Genomic DNA, 15525 nt, shown 5'->3' with positions numbered 1-15525 from the left:
TCATGACTCGATACGTACTCACCCGACTGGGTCAGGCCGCAGTGGTTCTGTGGGCCGCCTTCACCATCTCGTTCGTGATTCTGTTCCTCCTGCCCAGTGATCCCGTCAGCATGGCTGCCGACTCGTCCGGTCAGGGTGTTGCAGTGGATCAGGCTGCGCTCGATCAGCTTCGGGCGCGGTACGGCTTGGACCAGTCGGTGTGGGTGCAGTACTGGACGTCGCTGACGAATGCTCTTCGCGGCGATTTCGGTACATCGATCTCCACCGGTCAGTCGGTGACGGATGCCATCTTCTCGGCGCTGCCCAGCACTCTGGTGCTGGCAACCACCGCTTTGGTTCTGGCCGTGTTGTTCGGAGTGGCGATCGCGTTCTTCGCTACCTACACCCGCAAGCGGTGGCTCGCGAACCTGTTGTTCTCTCTGCCGCCGCTGGGTGTGGCAGTGCCTACTTTCTGGGTGGGCCTGATTCTTCTGCAACTCTTCTCGTTCCGTCTGCACATCTTCCCGGCATTCGGAGACAAGGGATTCGCAACGGTGATTCTTCCGGCGATCACCTTGGCGATCCCGACCGGCGCGGTGATCGCGCAGGTGCTCACGACCAGCCTGCAGTCGACGCTACGTTCGCCGCACGTGGAGACTGCGTACGCCAAGGGCGCAAGCCGTTGGCGCGTGCAGACCCGTCACGCGTTGCGACTGGCGAGCATTCCGGCATTCACCATTGCCGGTGTGCTGGTCGGCACGCTGCTCGCCGGCTCGGTGGTTGTGGAAACGGTGTTCTCTCGCGCGGGCGTCGGCCGTCTGACACAGACGTCGGTGATGGCGCAGGACATCCCGGTGGTGCAGGGAGTCGTTGTGTTCGCCTCTCTCGTGTTCGTGCTCGTCAACCTCGCGGTCGACCTCTTCTACCCCTTGATAGATCCACGGATCATCCAGACGAAGAAGAGTCACACCGAGAAGTCGAATACCGAAAGCTCGACCGATCTGGAGCCGGCTCATGTCTGACACATTGATCGAACCCCTACTCCTCGATCCGAGCGTCGAGGCGAAGGCACCTGTTGTTTCGCGCCGAAAGTCCACGGCCATTGGCTGGATCCGAAAGCCCGGCTTGGTGATTCCGGTGTTGATCGTGTTGCTTGCCATCGGCTTTGCCGTCGCACCCGGATTTTTCGCCAGCGGCGATCCGTTGTCCGGTGTCCCGGCGGACAAACTGCAGGGCCCGAGCCTGGCTCACTGGTTCGGAACCGACAATCTCGGACGTGACCTGTACACACGGTTCGTGCACGGCGCCGCGCTGTCCCTGACCGCAACCTTGGTGGCGGTCGGAATCGCATTGGTGGCGGGATCGATAATCGGTTTGCTCGCGGGCTTTGTCGGTGGCGTCGTCGACGCCGTGCTGATGCGTATTGTCGACGTGCTGCTGTCCATTCCGGCACTGCTGCTCTCGTTGGCCCTTGTCACCGCACTCGGCTTCGGCACCATCAACGTCGCCATTGCTGTCGGCGTCAGTATGGTCGCCAATTTCGCGCGAGTGATGCGTGCCGAAGTGATGCGGGTGCGCGGAGCTCAGTACGTCGAGGCTGCGTTCAGTTCAGGTGTGCAGTGGCTCGGTGTCCTGCGTCGGCACGTGCTTCCCAACTCCTACGCGCCGGTGGTCGCGCTGTCCGCTGTCGAGTTCGGGCAGGCAGTACTGGCCGTGTCGGCTCTGAGCTTCTTGGGATTCGGCGCCGTTCCGCCTACCCCGGAATGGGGATCGCTGGTATCCGAGGGACGTAATTTCCTCGCCAATGCCTGGTGGATGACAACACTTCCCGGTCTCGCGATTGTCGCCGTGGTCATCTCGGCACACCGTATCGGCCACGAGATCGAAAGGAACAACCGGCGATGAGCACGACTGAGGAACAGTTGCTCTCCGTCACCGACTTACAGATCGCCTACGGCGCCGAGCCCGCGGTATCCGGCGTGAGCTTCACCGTCGGTCGGGGCGAAGTAGTTGCGGTGGTCGGGGAATCGGGTTCCGGTAAGTCGACCACGGCACACGCGATATTGGGTCTGCTCGCCGGCAGTGGCCACGTCACCGGCGGGACCGTCGAGTTCGAGGGTGAACAGATCGACTCGTATTCCGACCGTGCGTGGCAGCGAATCCGCGGCGCGCGTATCGGTTTGGTGCCGCAGGATCCGACGACCTCGCTCAACCCGGTGACGCGGATCGGCGACCAGGTTGCAGAAGTCCTCCGGATCCACGGCCTCGCAGACCGTCGCAAAGCCCGGTTGGACGCCGTCGAGGTGCTCGAGCGCGCGGGTATCGACCGGCCGGAAATCCGAGCACGCCAGTACCCACACGAGCTCTCCGGCGGTATGCGGCAACGAGTTCTGATCGGTATCGCGCTTGTCGCGAACCCCGCCCTCATCATCGCCGACGAGCCGACCAGTGCTCTGGACGTCACGGTTCAACGACGCATCCTCGACCACTTGGACGAGCGAATCGCCGAATCCGGTGCCGCCGTGCTCCTGATCACGCACGACCTGGGAGTGGCCGCAGACCGCGCGGACCGGATCCTGGTGATGCAGGGCGGCAGGATCGTCGAATCCGGCCGCACCGCAGATATTCTGGACAACCCGCGACACGAGTACACGAAGAAGCTGCTCGACTCGGCTCCGAGCCTGTCCTCGGGACCGGTCGATCGGCCGGTCCGTCAGGATACGAGCCCGCTGCTGACGTTGACCGGAATCACCAAGCGTTTCAACGTCGGACGCGGGAGTTCGATCACCGCGGTGAACGAGGTATCGCTGACTGTTCCGCGTGGTCAGACGGTGTCGTTGGTGGGGGAGTCGGGCTCCGGCAAGTCGACCACGGCGCGCATCGCCGTGCGGTTGGAGCAGGCGGATGCCGGCACCATCTCCTTCGACGGACACGACATCACGAAGGTCAAGGGCAGCGATCTGCGCGAGCTGCGCCGAAAGATCCAGCTCGTGTACCAGAACCCCTATGCATCACTTGACCCGAAATTGTCCGTCCAGGACATCGTTGCGGAGCCGCTGCGGGCCTTCAAGGTTGGTGGACGCAGCCAGCAGCAGAGTCGTGCAGCAGAGTTGCTCGATCAGGTTGCACTTCCCGAGCAGTTCCTGAGCCGCAAACCGGCCGAACTCTCGGGCGGCCAGCGTCAACGGGTGGCGATCGCTCGTGCGCTTGCGTTGAAGCCGGACCTGCTCGTTCTCGATGAACCTGTGTCCGCTCTCGACGTCTCGGTGCAAGCGCAGATTCTGGCGCTACTCGACGAGTTGCAGCGCGAACTGGGCCTGACCTATCTCTTCATCTCCCACGATATTGCGGTTGTTCGCCAGATCAGCGACGTCGTCGGCGTCATGCAGGCCGGGCGATTGCTCGAAATCGGCACTACCACCGAGATTTTCGACAATCCCCGAAACGAGTACACACGCACACTTCTCGACGCGATCCCCGGGCGGGATCATTCGACACGAAAGGCCGAACATGTCCGAGCGTAGTTCCGGAGCATTCCTGGTCGGCCTCGAATTCGAGGGAACCGGAGCTCATCCGTACTCCTGGCGACGCGAGGATTCGCGCGCCGAAGATCTGTTCACGCCCTCGTACTGGGTGGACCTGGTGACCGCCGCGGATCGGGGTGGGGTGGATCTGGCGTTCCTCCCTGACTCGTTCGGACTGCAATCCGAGGGCCAGCACGCAGTGCGGGGCAGATTGGAGGCAGTTGCAACTGCGGCGCGGCTGAGTGCTGTGACCTCGCGTATCGGCCTGATTCCCACCGCGACAGTCACGCACACCGAGCCGTTCCACATCTCCAAGGCCGTCGCGAGTATCGACTACTCCTCAGCGGGGCGGGCCGGCTGGCAGGTCGCGGTGTCCGACACCGCTGAGCAGGCGTCGTTATTCGGCCGAAAGGCAGTGCAGGGCCCCGAGTCCGCGTGGGAGGAAGCGTCCGAGGCTGTCGAGGTGGTCAGTCGGCTGTGGGACAGCTGGGAGGACGACGCCGAGATACGGGACGCTGCGAGCGGACGATTCATCGATCGAGACAAGCTGCACTACATCGACTTCGAGGGAAAGAACTTTTCCGTCAAGGGGCCGTCCATCACGCCGCGCTCCCCGCAGGGGCAGCCGCTGATCGCAGTCGACGCGAGCAGGCCGGAGGCACGCGAGCTCGCTGTTGCGCGCGGAGATCTGATTCGGATCTCGGCAACCGACCTCGGCGAGGCCAACGCCACGGCCAAGCTGGTCCACGCGAATGCCGCTGCCCTCGGGCGCAGCGTCAGGGTTCTCCTCGACGTCGACGTGCTTCTCGGCGCTGATCGCGGAGCCGCCGACGACGCTCTGGCGGAACTCGAGGAATGGGCGGGAGCACCGTACGCCCCGCACTCGCTGTTCTACCGCGGTGACAGCGCCGGCCTGACTGTCCTCCTTCGCGAGATCGGTGGGCTGGCCGGGGTCGACGGTGTTGTCCTGCGTCCCTTGGCTTTGGCTGCCGCAGTGGAGAAGATCGCGGCGGACGTGGTGCCGACTCTCAATCCGCGACCGACTACCGGCCCGACTCTGCGCGAGCGGTTGGGTTTCGAGTTGCCCGTCAATCAGTTCGCGTAGCGCGAACAGAGAACAGGAACACCGATGACACAGAACAGGATTCGCAAGCAAGTTCACCTGGGTGCTCACTTCCCCGGCGTGAACAACACCACGGTGTGGACCGATCCGGCGTCCAAGAGCCAGATCGAGTTCAGCTCGTTCGAGCATCTCGCCCGCAGTGCCGAACGCGGATTGTTCGACTTCTTCTTCCTCGCAGAGGGTTTGCGCCTGCGCGAGCATCAGGGCATGATTCACGACCTCGACGTGGTCGGTCGCCCGGATACATTCAGTATTCTCAACGCGGTTGCCGGTGTGACAACGCATCTCGGTCTGGCCGGGACGATCAACACCACGTTCAACGAGCCGTACGAGTTGGCCAAGCAGTTCTCGACGCTCGATCATCTCTCCGACGGCCGCGCCGCGTGGAACCTGGTCACCTCTTCGGATGCCTTTACCGGTGAGAACTTCCGCCGCGGTGGGTATCTGGAGCATTCCGAGCGGTACGCACGCGCAAACGAGTTGGTCGACGCAGTACGGACTCTGTGGGACAGTTGGAGCATCGATCGTCCGATCGTCGACCGTGAGCGCGGCATTTTTGCCACCGACCAGCAGGTCGGTCAGTTCCAACACTCCGGTAAGCAGTTCGACATCACCGGACGCTTCGAAGTTCCTCGGAGTCCCCAAGGACACCCAGTTCTGCTGCAGGCAGGCGATTCCGACGAAGGACGCGAGTTCGGCGCCGCCAAGGCGGACGCCATCTTCACCGGGCACGGAACGCTCGAAGCAGGCAAGGCGTTCTACGCCGACGTGAAGGGACGCCTGGCCAAGTACGGACGCACGCACGCAGACCTCAAGATTCTCCCCGCCGCCACCTTCGTGCTCGGTGACAACGCCGCGGACGCACAGGAGAAGGCATATCACATCCGGCGGCAGCAGGTCGGACCCCAGACTGCCATCGCTTTTCTCGAACAGGTTTGGGGCAGAGACCTTTCCCAGTACGACGCCGACGGCCCGTTGCCGAAGGAAGATCCGTCGGACGACGTCAACATCACCCGCGGACGCGTCCGCCACGTCAAGGATCCGCGAGCGGTCGCAGATCAGTGGCGTGCCAAGGCCGAGGCCGAAAACCTCAGCATCCGTGAACTCATCATCGAAGTGACTGCCCGCCAACAGTTCGTGGGTAGTGCAGCGGAGGTGGCTGCCGAGATCGACACCTACGTCCAGGGCGACGCGAGCGACGGATTCATCCTCGTTCCCCACATCACCCCCGCGGGCCTCGACGAGTTCATCGACACCGTCGTACCAGAACTACAGGACCGCGGCAGTTTCCGGACCGAATACTCAGGAACCACCCTGCGCAGCCATCTCGGGCTGCGCCACCCATACGAGCAGGCTGAAGGAGTCCGCGCATCATGACCGTTACCGACACTTCCACCAGCACCTTCACCGACGAGTGGAATGCTTGGCATGCCTCGCGCGACGCCACCTTCAGTGAACCACTCGGCTGGCTGAGCCTGACTGCGTTGCATTGGCTGGTTGACACCGACTCCACCTTCGCGGACCTGCCCGGTGCGTGGCGCGCTGACGCGAATGCCGTTGTCGTCACCGCGACGCCGGCCGACGACCTCTCGATCGACGGCGTCGCAGTGGACGGTTCAGTCACTCTGAATCCGATCGAGGGTGCGCCGGGACTGATCGTCAAGCAGGGCGCGCGGTTGGTCGAGGTCATCCGCCGCACCGGCGAGGTGGCTCTGCGGATCCACGATTCGTCGGCCCCGGCATTGGCGCAGTTCAGTGGTATCCCGACCTTCGAGCCGAACCCGCAGTGGCGCATCGAGGGTGTCTTCACAGCTTTCGAGGAGGCTCGCACGGTGACGACAGGTGCGGTCGTCGAGCGCCTTGAGCATCATCACGACGCCCGCGGAACCATCAGCTTCGAACACGATGGTGCAACGCATACGCTGATTGCGTTCGCGGGCAAGGACAACGGCTTTCACATCCTGTTCACCGACGCGACCAGTGGTGTATCCACCTACCCGGCCGCACGCTCGCTGCACGTGAGTGCACCGGAGCCCGGTGGTGCGGTAGCCCTCGATTTCAATCGGGCGTCGAACCTGCCCTGCGCCTTCACCGATTACGCGACGTGCCCCGTCGCCCCCGCCGAGAATCGTTTGCCGTTCGCGGTGGAAGCCGGCGAGAAGACACCGAATACCCGCGACGGAAGCGCACCGAGGTGAGCGCGCCGCTGTCCGTACTCGATCTCTCTCCGATCAGTGAGGGTGAAGCGGCCCGCCAGGCCTTGCGGAACTCGCTGGACCTCGCTCGTTCTGCCGAAGCGTGGGGATACAAGAGGTACTGGGTCGCCGAACACCACTTTGTCGGCGTAGCCAGCTCGTCACCGGCCGTTCTGGTCGGACTGATTGCGGCCGCGACCAACACCATTCGCGTCGGCTCGGCCGCCGTGCTGCTGGGCAACAACACGGCAGCTCAGGTGGTCGAGGCCTTCGGTACCGTCGAAGCGTTGTATCCGGGTCGTATCGATCTCGGTATCGGGCGCAGCGGGCAGCGTCGGGTGGAGGCACTTCGTGCCGTCGCTGCCGGAACGCCTGCCCCGGCAGAATCGAAGCGGGAGACCGTCGTACGCGACGGCGTCGTGATCCCGGCGCCCTTCGATCCAACCGGTCTTCTCACGTCACCGAGATTGCAGGCGTCGTTCGAGGCATTGGCGTTTCCGGGCGCACAGGCGCCCGATTTCGAGCAGCAGGTCGACGACATACTCTCGCTCCTGAACGGCACCCACCGCACCCGCGACGGCATCGAATTGCACGCCAGTCCCGGTGAGGACGCCGACGTCGAATTGTGGGTTTTCGGAAGCAGCGCAGGCCCCAGTGCCGAACTCGCCGGACGACTCGGATTGCCGTTCGGCGCGAATTACCATGTGGCGCCCTCGAGTACGCTTGATGCCGTCGAGGCATACCGTGCAGCATTCCGGCCGTCGGCAGTTCTGTCGGAGCCGTATGTCGTCGTCTCCGCGGATGTTGTTGCCGCAGAGGACGATGCGACGGCGAGAGAGTTGGCGTCGACGTTCGCGCACTGGACGCACAGCATTCGCAGCGGGCACGGCGCCATCCCGTACCCCGATCCGGCCACAGCGCTCCCACTTTCCGATGCCGACAAAGCAGTAGTGGAGGATCGGCTGATCACGCAGTTCGTCGGTTCACCCACCACCGTCGCCGACAGGCTCGACAGTTTGCAGAAGCTCACCGGAGCGGACGAATTGGTGATCACCGGGGTGACCCATCGGCACGAGGATCGCCTGCGCTCGTACGAGCTGCTTGCCAAGGAATGGGGACTACCCGCACTACTGGCAGCATGAGCTTGCCTTTGTCCATTAGTGTCGAGTGATGTTTTCGCCCCGAGATGCGCTTTCGCTTGCTCTTGACGTAGCGCGTGAGGGCATGGAACTCGGGGAGATGCCGATCGGGGCAGTCGTGTTCGACGACGACCGTGTGCTCGGGCGGGCGTATACGCAAGAACGGGCACTCGGCCGACGGGTAGTGCATGCGGACCTTCAAGCGCTCTTGCAGGCCGACGAGGCTCTCGGGTTCACTCGAGCGTCAGGAGAATTGACATTGGCGGTCAATCTCGAACCATGCCTGATGTGCATGGGTGCCGCGATCACACTCGGCGTGTCCCGGGTGTGGTTCGCTGAATACGCCACTGGCACTGGCCCCGCCGGGATGCGGGACTGGGCGCGCAGTCTCACCTGACGCCATGGCTTGAAAGGCGGGCCGTGAGGCTTACGCCCCGATCGCGCCCGCGATCATCGGCCACGACGCACGCATGTCGGCTTCGAAGAGTCCCCAGGTGTGGGTGCCTTCAGGTCGGAAGCTGAACGTCGCGGGAATGCCGAGCTGACCGAATCGACCCTGTAGGGCAGCGGTGCACATGTTGGTGATGCCTTCGAGCACAGCGCCGGGAACGACTCCGGCAGCCATCGCCAATGAGTTGATTCCGTCCACCGGACCGGGAAGGCCGTTGCCGGTGGAGATGAACAGCGCTGTGCCGCGCAGTTTCTCGGCATTGATCAGCGGGTCGTGAGCAGCCCACTGCGGGCTACCCCACGGCCCCCACATGTTGGCCGCGTTTCCTCCGCCGAGTATCTCGACCATCGAGCGCACCGCAGCCTGGCCGAGCGGGTCGCCGGCGCGCGGGCAGCCGCTGTACGAGCCGACGGCGCGGTAGGTGCCCGGCGACTGGATCGCGAGGTCCAGAACCGGTCCACCGGCCATCGACACGCCGCCGAGTGCGTTGACCCCGGTCGTGTTGTACCGAGCGTTGACCGCTGCCGGTAGTTCCTTGGTGAGGTACGTCTGCCATTTGTTGCGGCCGAGCACCGGATCGTCGGCGTTCCAGTCGGTGTACATGCTGAACTTGCCGCCGACCGGCATGACCACGTTGACGTGCTTGTCGTCGAAGAAGTCACGAACTCCGGTGTTATTGAACCAAGAGATCCCGTCCTCACCGCCGCCGACGCCGGTCAACAGGTAGAAGGTCGGGGCGGGGCCACCGCCGGCCGGGGAAATCACGTCGTTGGCGATCCAGCGGTCCATGGAGGGGGAGTAGACATCGATGCGGCTGACCACTGAATCCGCGCTCGCGGTCGGCGCGCTGAGGCCGAGAAAGCCGGCAGCCATGGCCACCGCCATCGTCAATCGGACCGTGAATCGACGTGCCTTCATTATTTCCCCCTGGCGCAAGCCGGACAGCGTATTTGTGCCTACCAACAGTGGCACAATGCGAAGGAGAGTGACGAATGTCCGGATAACAGTCCGGTAAGAAGATGGAGACAATTGCGTGGGATCGCAGTCGCATCACCCCGAATCCGACGTGATTCGGCTGGCCTTCGGCCTGGCCGCGATCACGGCTGGTGCGGCGCGCAGAACCGCTGGTCTCGCCATTGATTCGGTGCAGCGGATCCCCGTTGTCGGTGACGCACTCGACGACGCGATCACCCAGGTCGCCACCCGCGGCACGGAAGCGATTCGCTCGACAGCGGAATTTGCCGATTCCACGTTGAGAACGGTGATCAAAGCTGTCGTCGACGCTGCTCTTGCCGAAGTCGACATCACGAAGATCGTCGTGGACCACGTGGACATCGACAAGATCGCCGAGAACATCGACGTGGACAAGATTGCCGAACGGGTCTCGCTCGAACCGATCATCGATCGCGTCGACGTCGATGCGATCGCAAGCCGACTCGACGTCAAAGCAGTGATCGATCGCCTCGACCTCGACGGCATCGTCGACAGCGTCGACCTCGAGCGCCAGATCGACCGCGTCGACCTCCTCAAGATCGCCGACCAGGTCATCGAGGGTGTCGACCTCCCACAGATGATTCGTGAATCGACCGGTTCACTCTCCACCGAAGCCGTGCACGGGGCGCGCGTGCAGGGGATGCAGGCGGACGACGCTGTCGCCGGGTTCGTCGGACGATTGTTCGGCCGCGACAACGCACCACCCTCACACGAGCCGCATCCGGACACGAACGCAGGTGAACGCTAGTGGCCCAGGAGAATTCCGGCCCGGCCGGAATCGTCACCCGCGGCCTCGCCGGACTGATCGACCTGGGCGTCGTGCTGATCCTGATGGGTTCCGTATACGTGGCCTTGGCCTTTGTTCGATTGCTCTTCTCGCCGCAGAGTTTCACGTTCTCGGAACCGGGAATCTTCCTGTCCACGACGGCATTTCTCGGCGTCTCGGTGGCCTACCTGACTGCCTGCTGGGCGACCACCGGCCGAACTGTCGGCTCCCTCGTGATGGGGTTGCGGGTGATCACGTCGGGCCACCGGTTGGTCCGTTGGCCGCTCGCCTTCATCCGTGCGGTGCTCTGTGTGCTCTTCGCCTTCGGATTGCTGTGGTCGGCGGTCGATCGACGGCGACGATCGTTGCAGGACATCGTTCTGCGCACCGAGGTCGTCTACGACTGGCGTCAGGACCCGGATCTGGTGGCACCCCACGGAGGCGAGCACGCATGAGTGAACCGAACCGCCCGGACGAGCGATTCACCCTTGCCAGCGAGCGCACCTTCCTCGCGTGGATGCGTAGCTCGCTTGCCCTGCTGGCGGGCGGCATTGCCGTCGTCCAGTTGGTCCCCGAGTGGAGTACAGGGTGGGTTCGCACGGCGCTCGGTCTGACATTGATCGCACTCTCGGCAGCAGCCGCCCTCGTCGGTATGCGACGCTGGCTACAGGTGAAGAAGGCGCTCGAGGACGGAGCGGCGATGCCGGAACCGCATGCGCTGTGGCTGTTCGCACTGGCATTGGCCGGGGTTGCCGTCGCGGCCGGTGTGGCAACGGTGGTTACCAGCCTCGCTCGCTGAGATACCTCGCTGAGATACGCAGAGAAGTCCGAGCGGTGTCTGGATAGTCTGCAAAGAACGAGAAGCACGTCAGAGAAGTAAACGAAACAGACGACAAGGGAGTGCACGGTGGCGCAGGAACTCAAGCTCGGATACAAGGCATCGGCTGAGCAATTCGGCCCTCGCGAACTGGTAGAGCTGGCAGTTCTGGCAGAGCAGCACGGCATGGATTCCGTTGCGGTGAGCGATCATTTCCAGCCGTGGCGCCACAACGGTGGACACGCGCCGTTCTCGCTCGCCTGGATGACGGCCGTCGGTGAGCGCACCGAGCGCGTGCAGATCGGCACGTCCGTGATGACGCCGACGTTCCGCTACAACCCGGCGGTCATCGCTCAGGCGTTCGCGACGATGGGATGTCTCTACCCGGGGCGCATCATGCTCGGCGTCGGCAGCGGTGAGGCTCTCAACGAGATCGCCACCGGCTTCCAGGGCGAGTGGCCCGAGTTCAAGGAACGCTTCGCGCGCCTGCGTGAGTCGGTGCGGCTGATGCGTGAGCTGTGGCTGGGCGATCGTGTCGACTTCGAAGGCGAGTACTTCACCACTCGTGGCGCGTCGATCTACGACGTTCCCGAGGGTGGGATTCCCGTGTACATCGCGGCCGGTGGACCCGTTGTCGCCCGGTACGCGGGACGTGCCGGTGACGGCTTCATCTGCACCTCCGGCAAGGGCATGGAGCTCTACACCGAGAAGCTGCTTCCCGCCGTAGCCGAGGGCGCAGCCAAGGCCGAGCGCGACGTCGCCGACATCGACAAGATGATCGAGATCAAGATCAGCTACGACACCGACCCCGAGGCTGCACTCGAGAACACGCGCTTCTGGGCGCCGCTGTCCCTGACACCGGAGCAGAAGCACAGCATCGAAGACCCGATCGAAATGGAAGCAGCTGCCGACGCTCTGCCCATCGAGCAGGTGGCCAAGCGCTGGATCGTCGCTTCCGATCCCGACGACGCCGTCGAGCAGGTCAAGGCCTATGTCGACGCCGGTCTCAATCACCTGGTGTTCCACGCACCGGGCCACGATCAGCGCCGCTTCCTCGAACTGTTCGAGCGTGACCTCGCGCCCCGCCTGCGTGCTCTGGGCTGATCCTCGAGATCAACTGAACGGTGTCTGCCACTCGACGCGTGGCAGGCACCGTTCGTCTTTCTCGTAGCGGCCGGTTGTCGGCACGAGCGTGAGCGTGACCACGATCAGTGGCAAGGTGGGCGGCGGCCCACACTAGGCTGTTGGGCATGCCAGAAGCGCCCGCTGCCGTGTCGAGTGTCTACGTCGCCTCCCCTGAAGGTGACACCGGAAAATCCACCATCGCGCTTGGCGTGCTGCAGATGTTGTGCGCGACCGTCGCCCGGGTCGGTGTCTTCCGCCCGATCGCCCGCTCGACCGAGGAAACCGACTACATCCTCGAACTGCTGCTAGAGCACACCACGGCCGATCTCTCCTACGCCGACGCACTCGGCGTCACCTACGAGCAGGTTCACGCCGATCCCGAAGCTGCACTGGCCGACATCGTGGCGAAGTACCACACCGTGGCCGAGCAGTGCGACGCCGTCGTGATCATCGGAAGTGACTACACCGACGTCGCAAGCCCCAGCGAACTGAGCTTCAACGCCCGCATCGCCGTGAACCTGGGAGCGCCGGTCCTGTTGGCGGTTCGAGGCGCTCGGCGCAGCGTCGAGGAGGTTGCTCAGCTCGCGCACCTGTGCGCCGCCGAGTTGGCCGCCAACCACGCTCACCTGCTCGCGGTCGTCGCCAATCGCTGCGATCCCGACAAGCTCGACGAGGTCACCGCAGCCCTGTCCGACATCGGTGTTCCGACGTGGAGCCTGCCGGAGATTCCGTTGCTCGTCTCACCCACGATGGCCGAGTTGATGGAAGCCACCGGCGGCGAGTTGTACTCGGGTGACCCGGAACTGCTGCACCGCGAGGCACTGAAGGTGATGGTGGGCGGAATGACCGCCGAGCACATCCTCGAGCGTCTGGTCGAGGGCATGGTCGTCATCGCACCGGGTGACCGCTCGGACGTGCTGCTCGCGTTGCTCAATGCGCATGAGGCGGAGGGATTTCCGTCGCTCGCGGGCATCATCATGAATGGCGGGATCACGCCGCACCCGGCCATCGCGGCGTTGATGGCCGGCCTCAAACAGCGTCTTCCGATCCTCACGACAACCCTCGGCACTTTCGACACCGCAAGCGCTGCAGCCCAAACCCGCGGACGCGTGGCAGTCGGTTCGCAGCGAAAGGTCGACACTGCGCTGAGCTTGATGGAACAGCGCGTCGACGCCGACGTCCTGATGGACCGACTGGCACTGCCGATTCCGTCGGTCGTGACCCCACAGATGTTCGAGTACAAGCTCATCGACCGCGCTCGACGCGATCGCAAGCACATCGTCCTCCCGGAGGGTGACGACGACCGGATCCTGCGCGCGGCCGGCCGGCTGCTGCAGCGCCAGGTTGCCGACCTGACGATCCTCGGCGACGAACCCAGTGTGCGTCGACGCGCAGCGGAACTCGGCGTGGACATCAGCGGCGCGCAGGTCCTCGCGCCCGCGCAGTCCGAGTACACCGAGCGCTTCGCACAGGAATACACCGCGCTGCGGGCGCACAAGGGCATGACCATCGAGCGGGCACGCGAGGTGATCGCCGACATCTCGTACTTCGGAACGATGATGGTGCACTTGGGTATTGCCGACGGCATGGTCTCCGGTGCCGCCCACACCACCGCTCACACGATCCGGCCCTCGTTCGAGATCATCAAGACGGCCCCCGGAGTTTCGACGGTTTCGAGCATCTTCCTGATGTGCCTGGCCGACCGCGTTCTCTCCTACGGTGACTGCGCCGTGGTTCCGGACCCGACGTCGGAGCAGTTGGCGGACATCGCGATCTCGTCCGCACAGACGGCGTCGCAGTTCGGTATCGATCCGCGCATTGCGATGCTCTCGTACTCCACCGGCGATTCGGGCAGTGGAGCCGACGTCGACAAGGTTCGCACCGCGACCGCTTTGGTGCGCGAGCGCCGACCGGACCTGTTGGTGGAAGGGCCCATTCAGTACGACGCGGCCGTCGAGCAGAGTGTCGCTGACAAGAAGATGCCGGATTCTCTGGTGGCGGGCAAGGCCACGGTGTTCGTGTTCCCGGACTTGAACACCGGCAACAACACCTACAAGGCAGTGCAGCGTAGCGCCGGCGCTATCGCCGTCGGCCCGGTTCTGCAGGGACTGAACAAGCCGGTCAACGATCTCTCGCGTGGAGCGTTGGTCCAGGACATCGTCAACACCGTGGCTATCACGGCAATACAGGCACAGGGAGCGTAAGCGTGAGCGACGGCACCGTACTGGTCATCAATTCCGGCTCGTCATCGATCAAATTTCAACTCGTGCATCCGGATACAGCGGAATCGGTAGCGCACGGCCTCATCGAGCGGATCGGTGAACCCGACGGCCACATCGTCTACAACCACCGCACCGGAGTCGAAGACCGCAGCCTCCCCATCGCCGATCACCGTGCGGGACTGAAGATGGTGCTCGACATCGTCGCCGAGGTCGGACGGCCGCTGAGCGAGGCAGGAATCATCGCCGTCGGTCACCGAGTCGTGCACGGTGGTGACATCTTCTATTCGCCGACGCTCATCGACGACGGCGTCGTGAAAGCCATCGAGGATTTGTCGAACCTTGCGCCGCTGCACAATCCGGCCAACGTGATCGGTATCGAGGTGGCGCGCGAAGAACTGCCAGACGTTCCGCACGTAGCAGTGTTCGACACTGCCTTCTTTCACACGCTGCCCGCCGCAGCGTCGACCTACGCGATCGATCGGGATGTGGCCAAGGCCAACCAGATTCGTCGATACGGCTTCCACGGGACCTCACACGAATACGTGTCGGGACGAGTCGTGGACTTCCTCGGCAAGGATCCGGCCGAGCTGAATCAGATTGTTCTGCACCTCGGAAACGGCGCTTCGGCCTCGGCAATCAAGGGCGGCAAGGCTATCGACACCACGATGGGCCTCACCCCGCTCGAGGGTCTTGTCATGGGCACCCGCAGCGGCGACATCGACCCAGGCATCATCTTGCACCTCAACCGCAACTCGGGAATGAAGGTCGACGAGATCGACGACCTCCTCAACCGTCGTTCCGGTTTGAAGGGGCTGTCGGGAGTCAACGATTTCCGTGCCCTGCTCGCACTGATCGAGGGCGGCGACGAAGACGCACAACTTGCCTACGACGTCTACGTACACATGCTCCGTAAGTACATCGGCGCCTTCATCGTTCAACTCGGTGGCGTCGACGTCATCACCTTCACCGGCGGTGTTGGCGAGAACAACATCGACGTACGACGCGACAGCCTGGCCGGCCTCTCCCGTCTTGGAATCGAGGTCGACCCGACTCTCAACGAGGCGAAGAGCCGCGACGAGCGTCGTATCTCCGCATCCACGTCGGCCGTCGAGGTGCTGGTGGTCCCCACCAACGAGGAGTTGGCGATCGCCCGCGCGGCGAAGGCTTTGGTGGCCGCGCTGTAAATCTCGG

General features: G+C 63.9%; 15 protein-coding genes. 14 read left to right on the top strand and 1 reads right to left on the bottom strand.

The window, feature by feature from the left end; translation table 11 throughout:
• The first annotated feature begins 2 nt into the window (after nucleotides 1–2).
• The 8 genes from CPI83_RS21885 to CPI83_RS21850 are packed head-to-tail and all read left to right on the top strand — an operon-like array spanning nucleotide 3 to nucleotide 8357.
• On the top strand, nucleotides 3–1001 hold the full coding sequence (locus tag CPI83_RS21885; RefSeq protein WP_003944382.1) for an ABC transporter permease: 999 nt from the start codon (nucleotides 3–5) through the stop codon (nucleotides 999–1001).
• Nucleotides 994–1884: an ABC transporter permease gene (locus CPI83_RS21880; protein WP_007726838.1), complete on the top strand. Its 891-nt coding sequence runs from the start codon at nucleotides 994–996 to the stop codon at nucleotides 1882–1884. Before CPI83_RS21885 ends, CPI83_RS21880 begins: the two co-directional genes overlap by 8 nt.
• Nucleotides 1881–3503 carry an ABC transporter ATP-binding protein gene (locus CPI83_RS21875; RefSeq protein WP_097387702.1) on the top strand — a complete coding sequence of 541 codons (1623 nt, stop codon included), beginning with the start codon at nucleotides 1881–1883 and terminating at the stop codon, nucleotides 3501–3503. Before CPI83_RS21880 ends, CPI83_RS21875 begins: the two co-directional genes overlap by 4 nt.
• Complete coding sequence (locus tag CPI83_RS21870) at nucleotides 3490–4608, top strand: LLM class flavin-dependent oxidoreductase (protein ID WP_019749502.1); 1119 nt, start codon at nucleotides 3490–3492, stop codon at nucleotides 4606–4608. The genes CPI83_RS21875 and CPI83_RS21870 overlap by 14 nt, the downstream gene beginning before the upstream one ends.
• Nucleotides 4609–4632: 24 nt before the next feature.
• On the top strand, nucleotides 4633–6003 hold the full coding sequence (locus tag CPI83_RS21865; RefSeq protein ID WP_029254772.1) for an NtaA/DmoA family FMN-dependent monooxygenase: 1371 nt from the start codon (nucleotides 4633–4635) through the stop codon (nucleotides 6001–6003).
• A complete protein-coding gene (locus tag CPI83_RS21860) occupies nucleotides 6000–6824 on the top strand; it encodes a DUF1684 domain-containing protein (protein WP_097387701.1) in 825 nt (274 codons plus the stop codon). Before CPI83_RS21865 ends, CPI83_RS21860 begins: the two co-directional genes overlap by 4 nt.
• Nucleotides 6821–7963 carry an LLM class flavin-dependent oxidoreductase gene (locus CPI83_RS21855; RefSeq protein WP_097387700.1) on the top strand — a complete coding sequence of 381 codons (1143 nt, stop codon included), beginning with the start codon at nucleotides 6821–6823 and terminating at the stop codon, nucleotides 7961–7963. The genes CPI83_RS21860 and CPI83_RS21855 overlap by 4 nt, the downstream gene beginning before the upstream one ends.
• Nucleotides 7964–7991: 28 nt before the next feature.
• Nucleotides 7992–8357, top strand: coding sequence for a nucleoside deaminase (locus tag CPI83_RS21850; RefSeq protein ID WP_153210914.1), 366 nt, complete (start codon nucleotides 7992–7994; stop codon nucleotides 8355–8357).
• Nucleotides 8358–8387: 30 nt separating this feature from the next.
• Here the strand turns inward: CPI83_RS21850 and CPI83_RS21845 are convergent, their stop codons facing one another.
• A complete protein-coding gene (locus tag CPI83_RS21845) occupies nucleotides 8388–9329 on the bottom strand; it encodes an alpha/beta hydrolase family protein (protein ID WP_029538606.1) in 942 nt (313 codons plus the stop codon).
• A gap of 115 nt (nucleotides 9330–9444) precedes the next feature.
• On the opposite strand from CPI83_RS21845, the gene CPI83_RS21840 reads away from it, so the two are divergent.
• The 6 genes from CPI83_RS21840 to CPI83_RS21815 all read left to right on the top strand — a co-directional run bounded on the left by CPI83_RS21840 (nucleotide 9445) and on the right by CPI83_RS21815 (nucleotide 15518).
• Nucleotides 9445–10152, top strand: coding sequence for a hypothetical protein (locus CPI83_RS21840; RefSeq protein WP_019749508.1), 708 nt, complete (start codon nucleotides 9445–9447; stop codon nucleotides 10150–10152).
• The gene (locus CPI83_RS21835; protein WP_019749509.1) at nucleotides 10152–10625 is read left to right on the top strand and encodes an RDD family protein; all 474 of its coding nucleotides are present in this window, start codon (nucleotides 10152–10154) and stop codon (nucleotides 10623–10625) included. The genes CPI83_RS21840 and CPI83_RS21835 overlap by 1 nt, the downstream gene beginning before the upstream one ends.
• Nucleotides 10622–10969, top strand: a complete 348-nt coding sequence (locus tag CPI83_RS21830) for a DUF202 domain-containing protein (protein ID WP_019749510.1) — start codon at nucleotides 10622–10624, stop codon at nucleotides 10967–10969. Before CPI83_RS21835 ends, CPI83_RS21830 begins: the two co-directional genes overlap by 4 nt.
• Before the next feature lie 108 nt (nucleotides 10970–11077).
• Nucleotides 11078–12091 carry a glucose-6-phosphate dehydrogenase (coenzyme-F420) gene (fgd, locus tag CPI83_RS21825; protein WP_003944371.1) on the top strand — a complete coding sequence of 338 codons (1014 nt, stop codon included), beginning with the start codon at nucleotides 11078–11080 and terminating at the stop codon, nucleotides 12089–12091.
• A gap of 146 nt (nucleotides 12092–12237) precedes the next feature.
• A complete protein-coding gene (gene pta, locus CPI83_RS21820) occupies nucleotides 12238–14316 on the top strand; it encodes a phosphate acetyltransferase (RefSeq protein WP_003944313.1) in 2079 nt (692 codons plus the stop codon).
• A 2-nt stretch (nucleotides 14317–14318) separates the two neighbouring features.
• Nucleotides 14319–15518 carry an acetate kinase gene (locus tag CPI83_RS21815; RefSeq protein WP_097387698.1) on the top strand — a complete coding sequence of 400 codons (1200 nt, stop codon included), beginning with the start codon at nucleotides 14319–14321 and terminating at the stop codon, nucleotides 15516–15518.
• Nucleotides 15519–15525 lie beyond the last annotated feature (7 nt).

Origin of the sequence: Rhodococcus sp. H-CA8f (assembly GCF_002501585.1) — a bacterium.
Taxonomy (GTDB): Bacteria; Actinomycetota; Actinomycetes; order Mycobacteriales; family Mycobacteriaceae; genus Rhodococcus_F; species Rhodococcus_F erythropolis.
This window is presented reverse-complemented; position numbering and strand designations above follow the sequence as displayed.

Excerpts from the sequence above, each read along its gene's own strand:
- CPI83_RS21885 (WP_003944382.1), top strand. The coding sequence starts at position 3 with ATGACTCGATACGTACTCACCCGACTGGGTCAGGCCGCAGTGGTTCTG.
- CPI83_RS21880 (WP_007726838.1), top strand. The coding sequence starts at position 994 with ATGTCTGACACATTGATCGAACCCCTACTCCTCGATCCGAGCGTCGAG.
- CPI83_RS21875 (WP_097387702.1), top strand. The coding sequence starts at position 1,881 with ATGAGCACGACTGAGGAACAGTTGCTCTCCGTCACCGACTTACAGATC.
- CPI83_RS21870 (WP_019749502.1), top strand. The coding sequence starts at position 3,490 with ATGTCCGAGCGTAGTTCCGGAGCATTCCTGGTCGGCCTCGAATTCGAG.
- CPI83_RS21865 (WP_029254772.1), top strand. The coding sequence starts at position 4,633 with ATGACACAGAACAGGATTCGCAAGCAAGTTCACCTGGGTGCTCACTTC.
- CPI83_RS21860 (WP_097387701.1), top strand. The coding sequence starts at position 6,000 with ATGACCGTTACCGACACTTCCACCAGCACCTTCACCGACGAGTGGAAT.
- CPI83_RS21850 (WP_153210914.1), top strand. The coding sequence starts at position 7,992 with ATGTTTTCGCCCCGAGATGCGCTTTCGCTTGCTCTTGACGTAGCGCGT.
- CPI83_RS21845 (WP_029538606.1), bottom strand. The coding sequence starts at position 9,329 with ATGAAGGCACGTCGATTCACGGTCCGATTGACGATGGCGGTGGCCATG.
- CPI83_RS21830 (WP_019749510.1), top strand. The coding sequence starts at position 10,622 with ATGAGTGAACCGAACCGCCCGGACGAGCGATTCACCCTTGCCAGCGAG.
- pta (WP_003944313.1), top strand. The coding sequence starts at position 12,238 with ATGCCAGAAGCGCCCGCTGCCGTGTCGAGTGTCTACGTCGCCTCCCCT.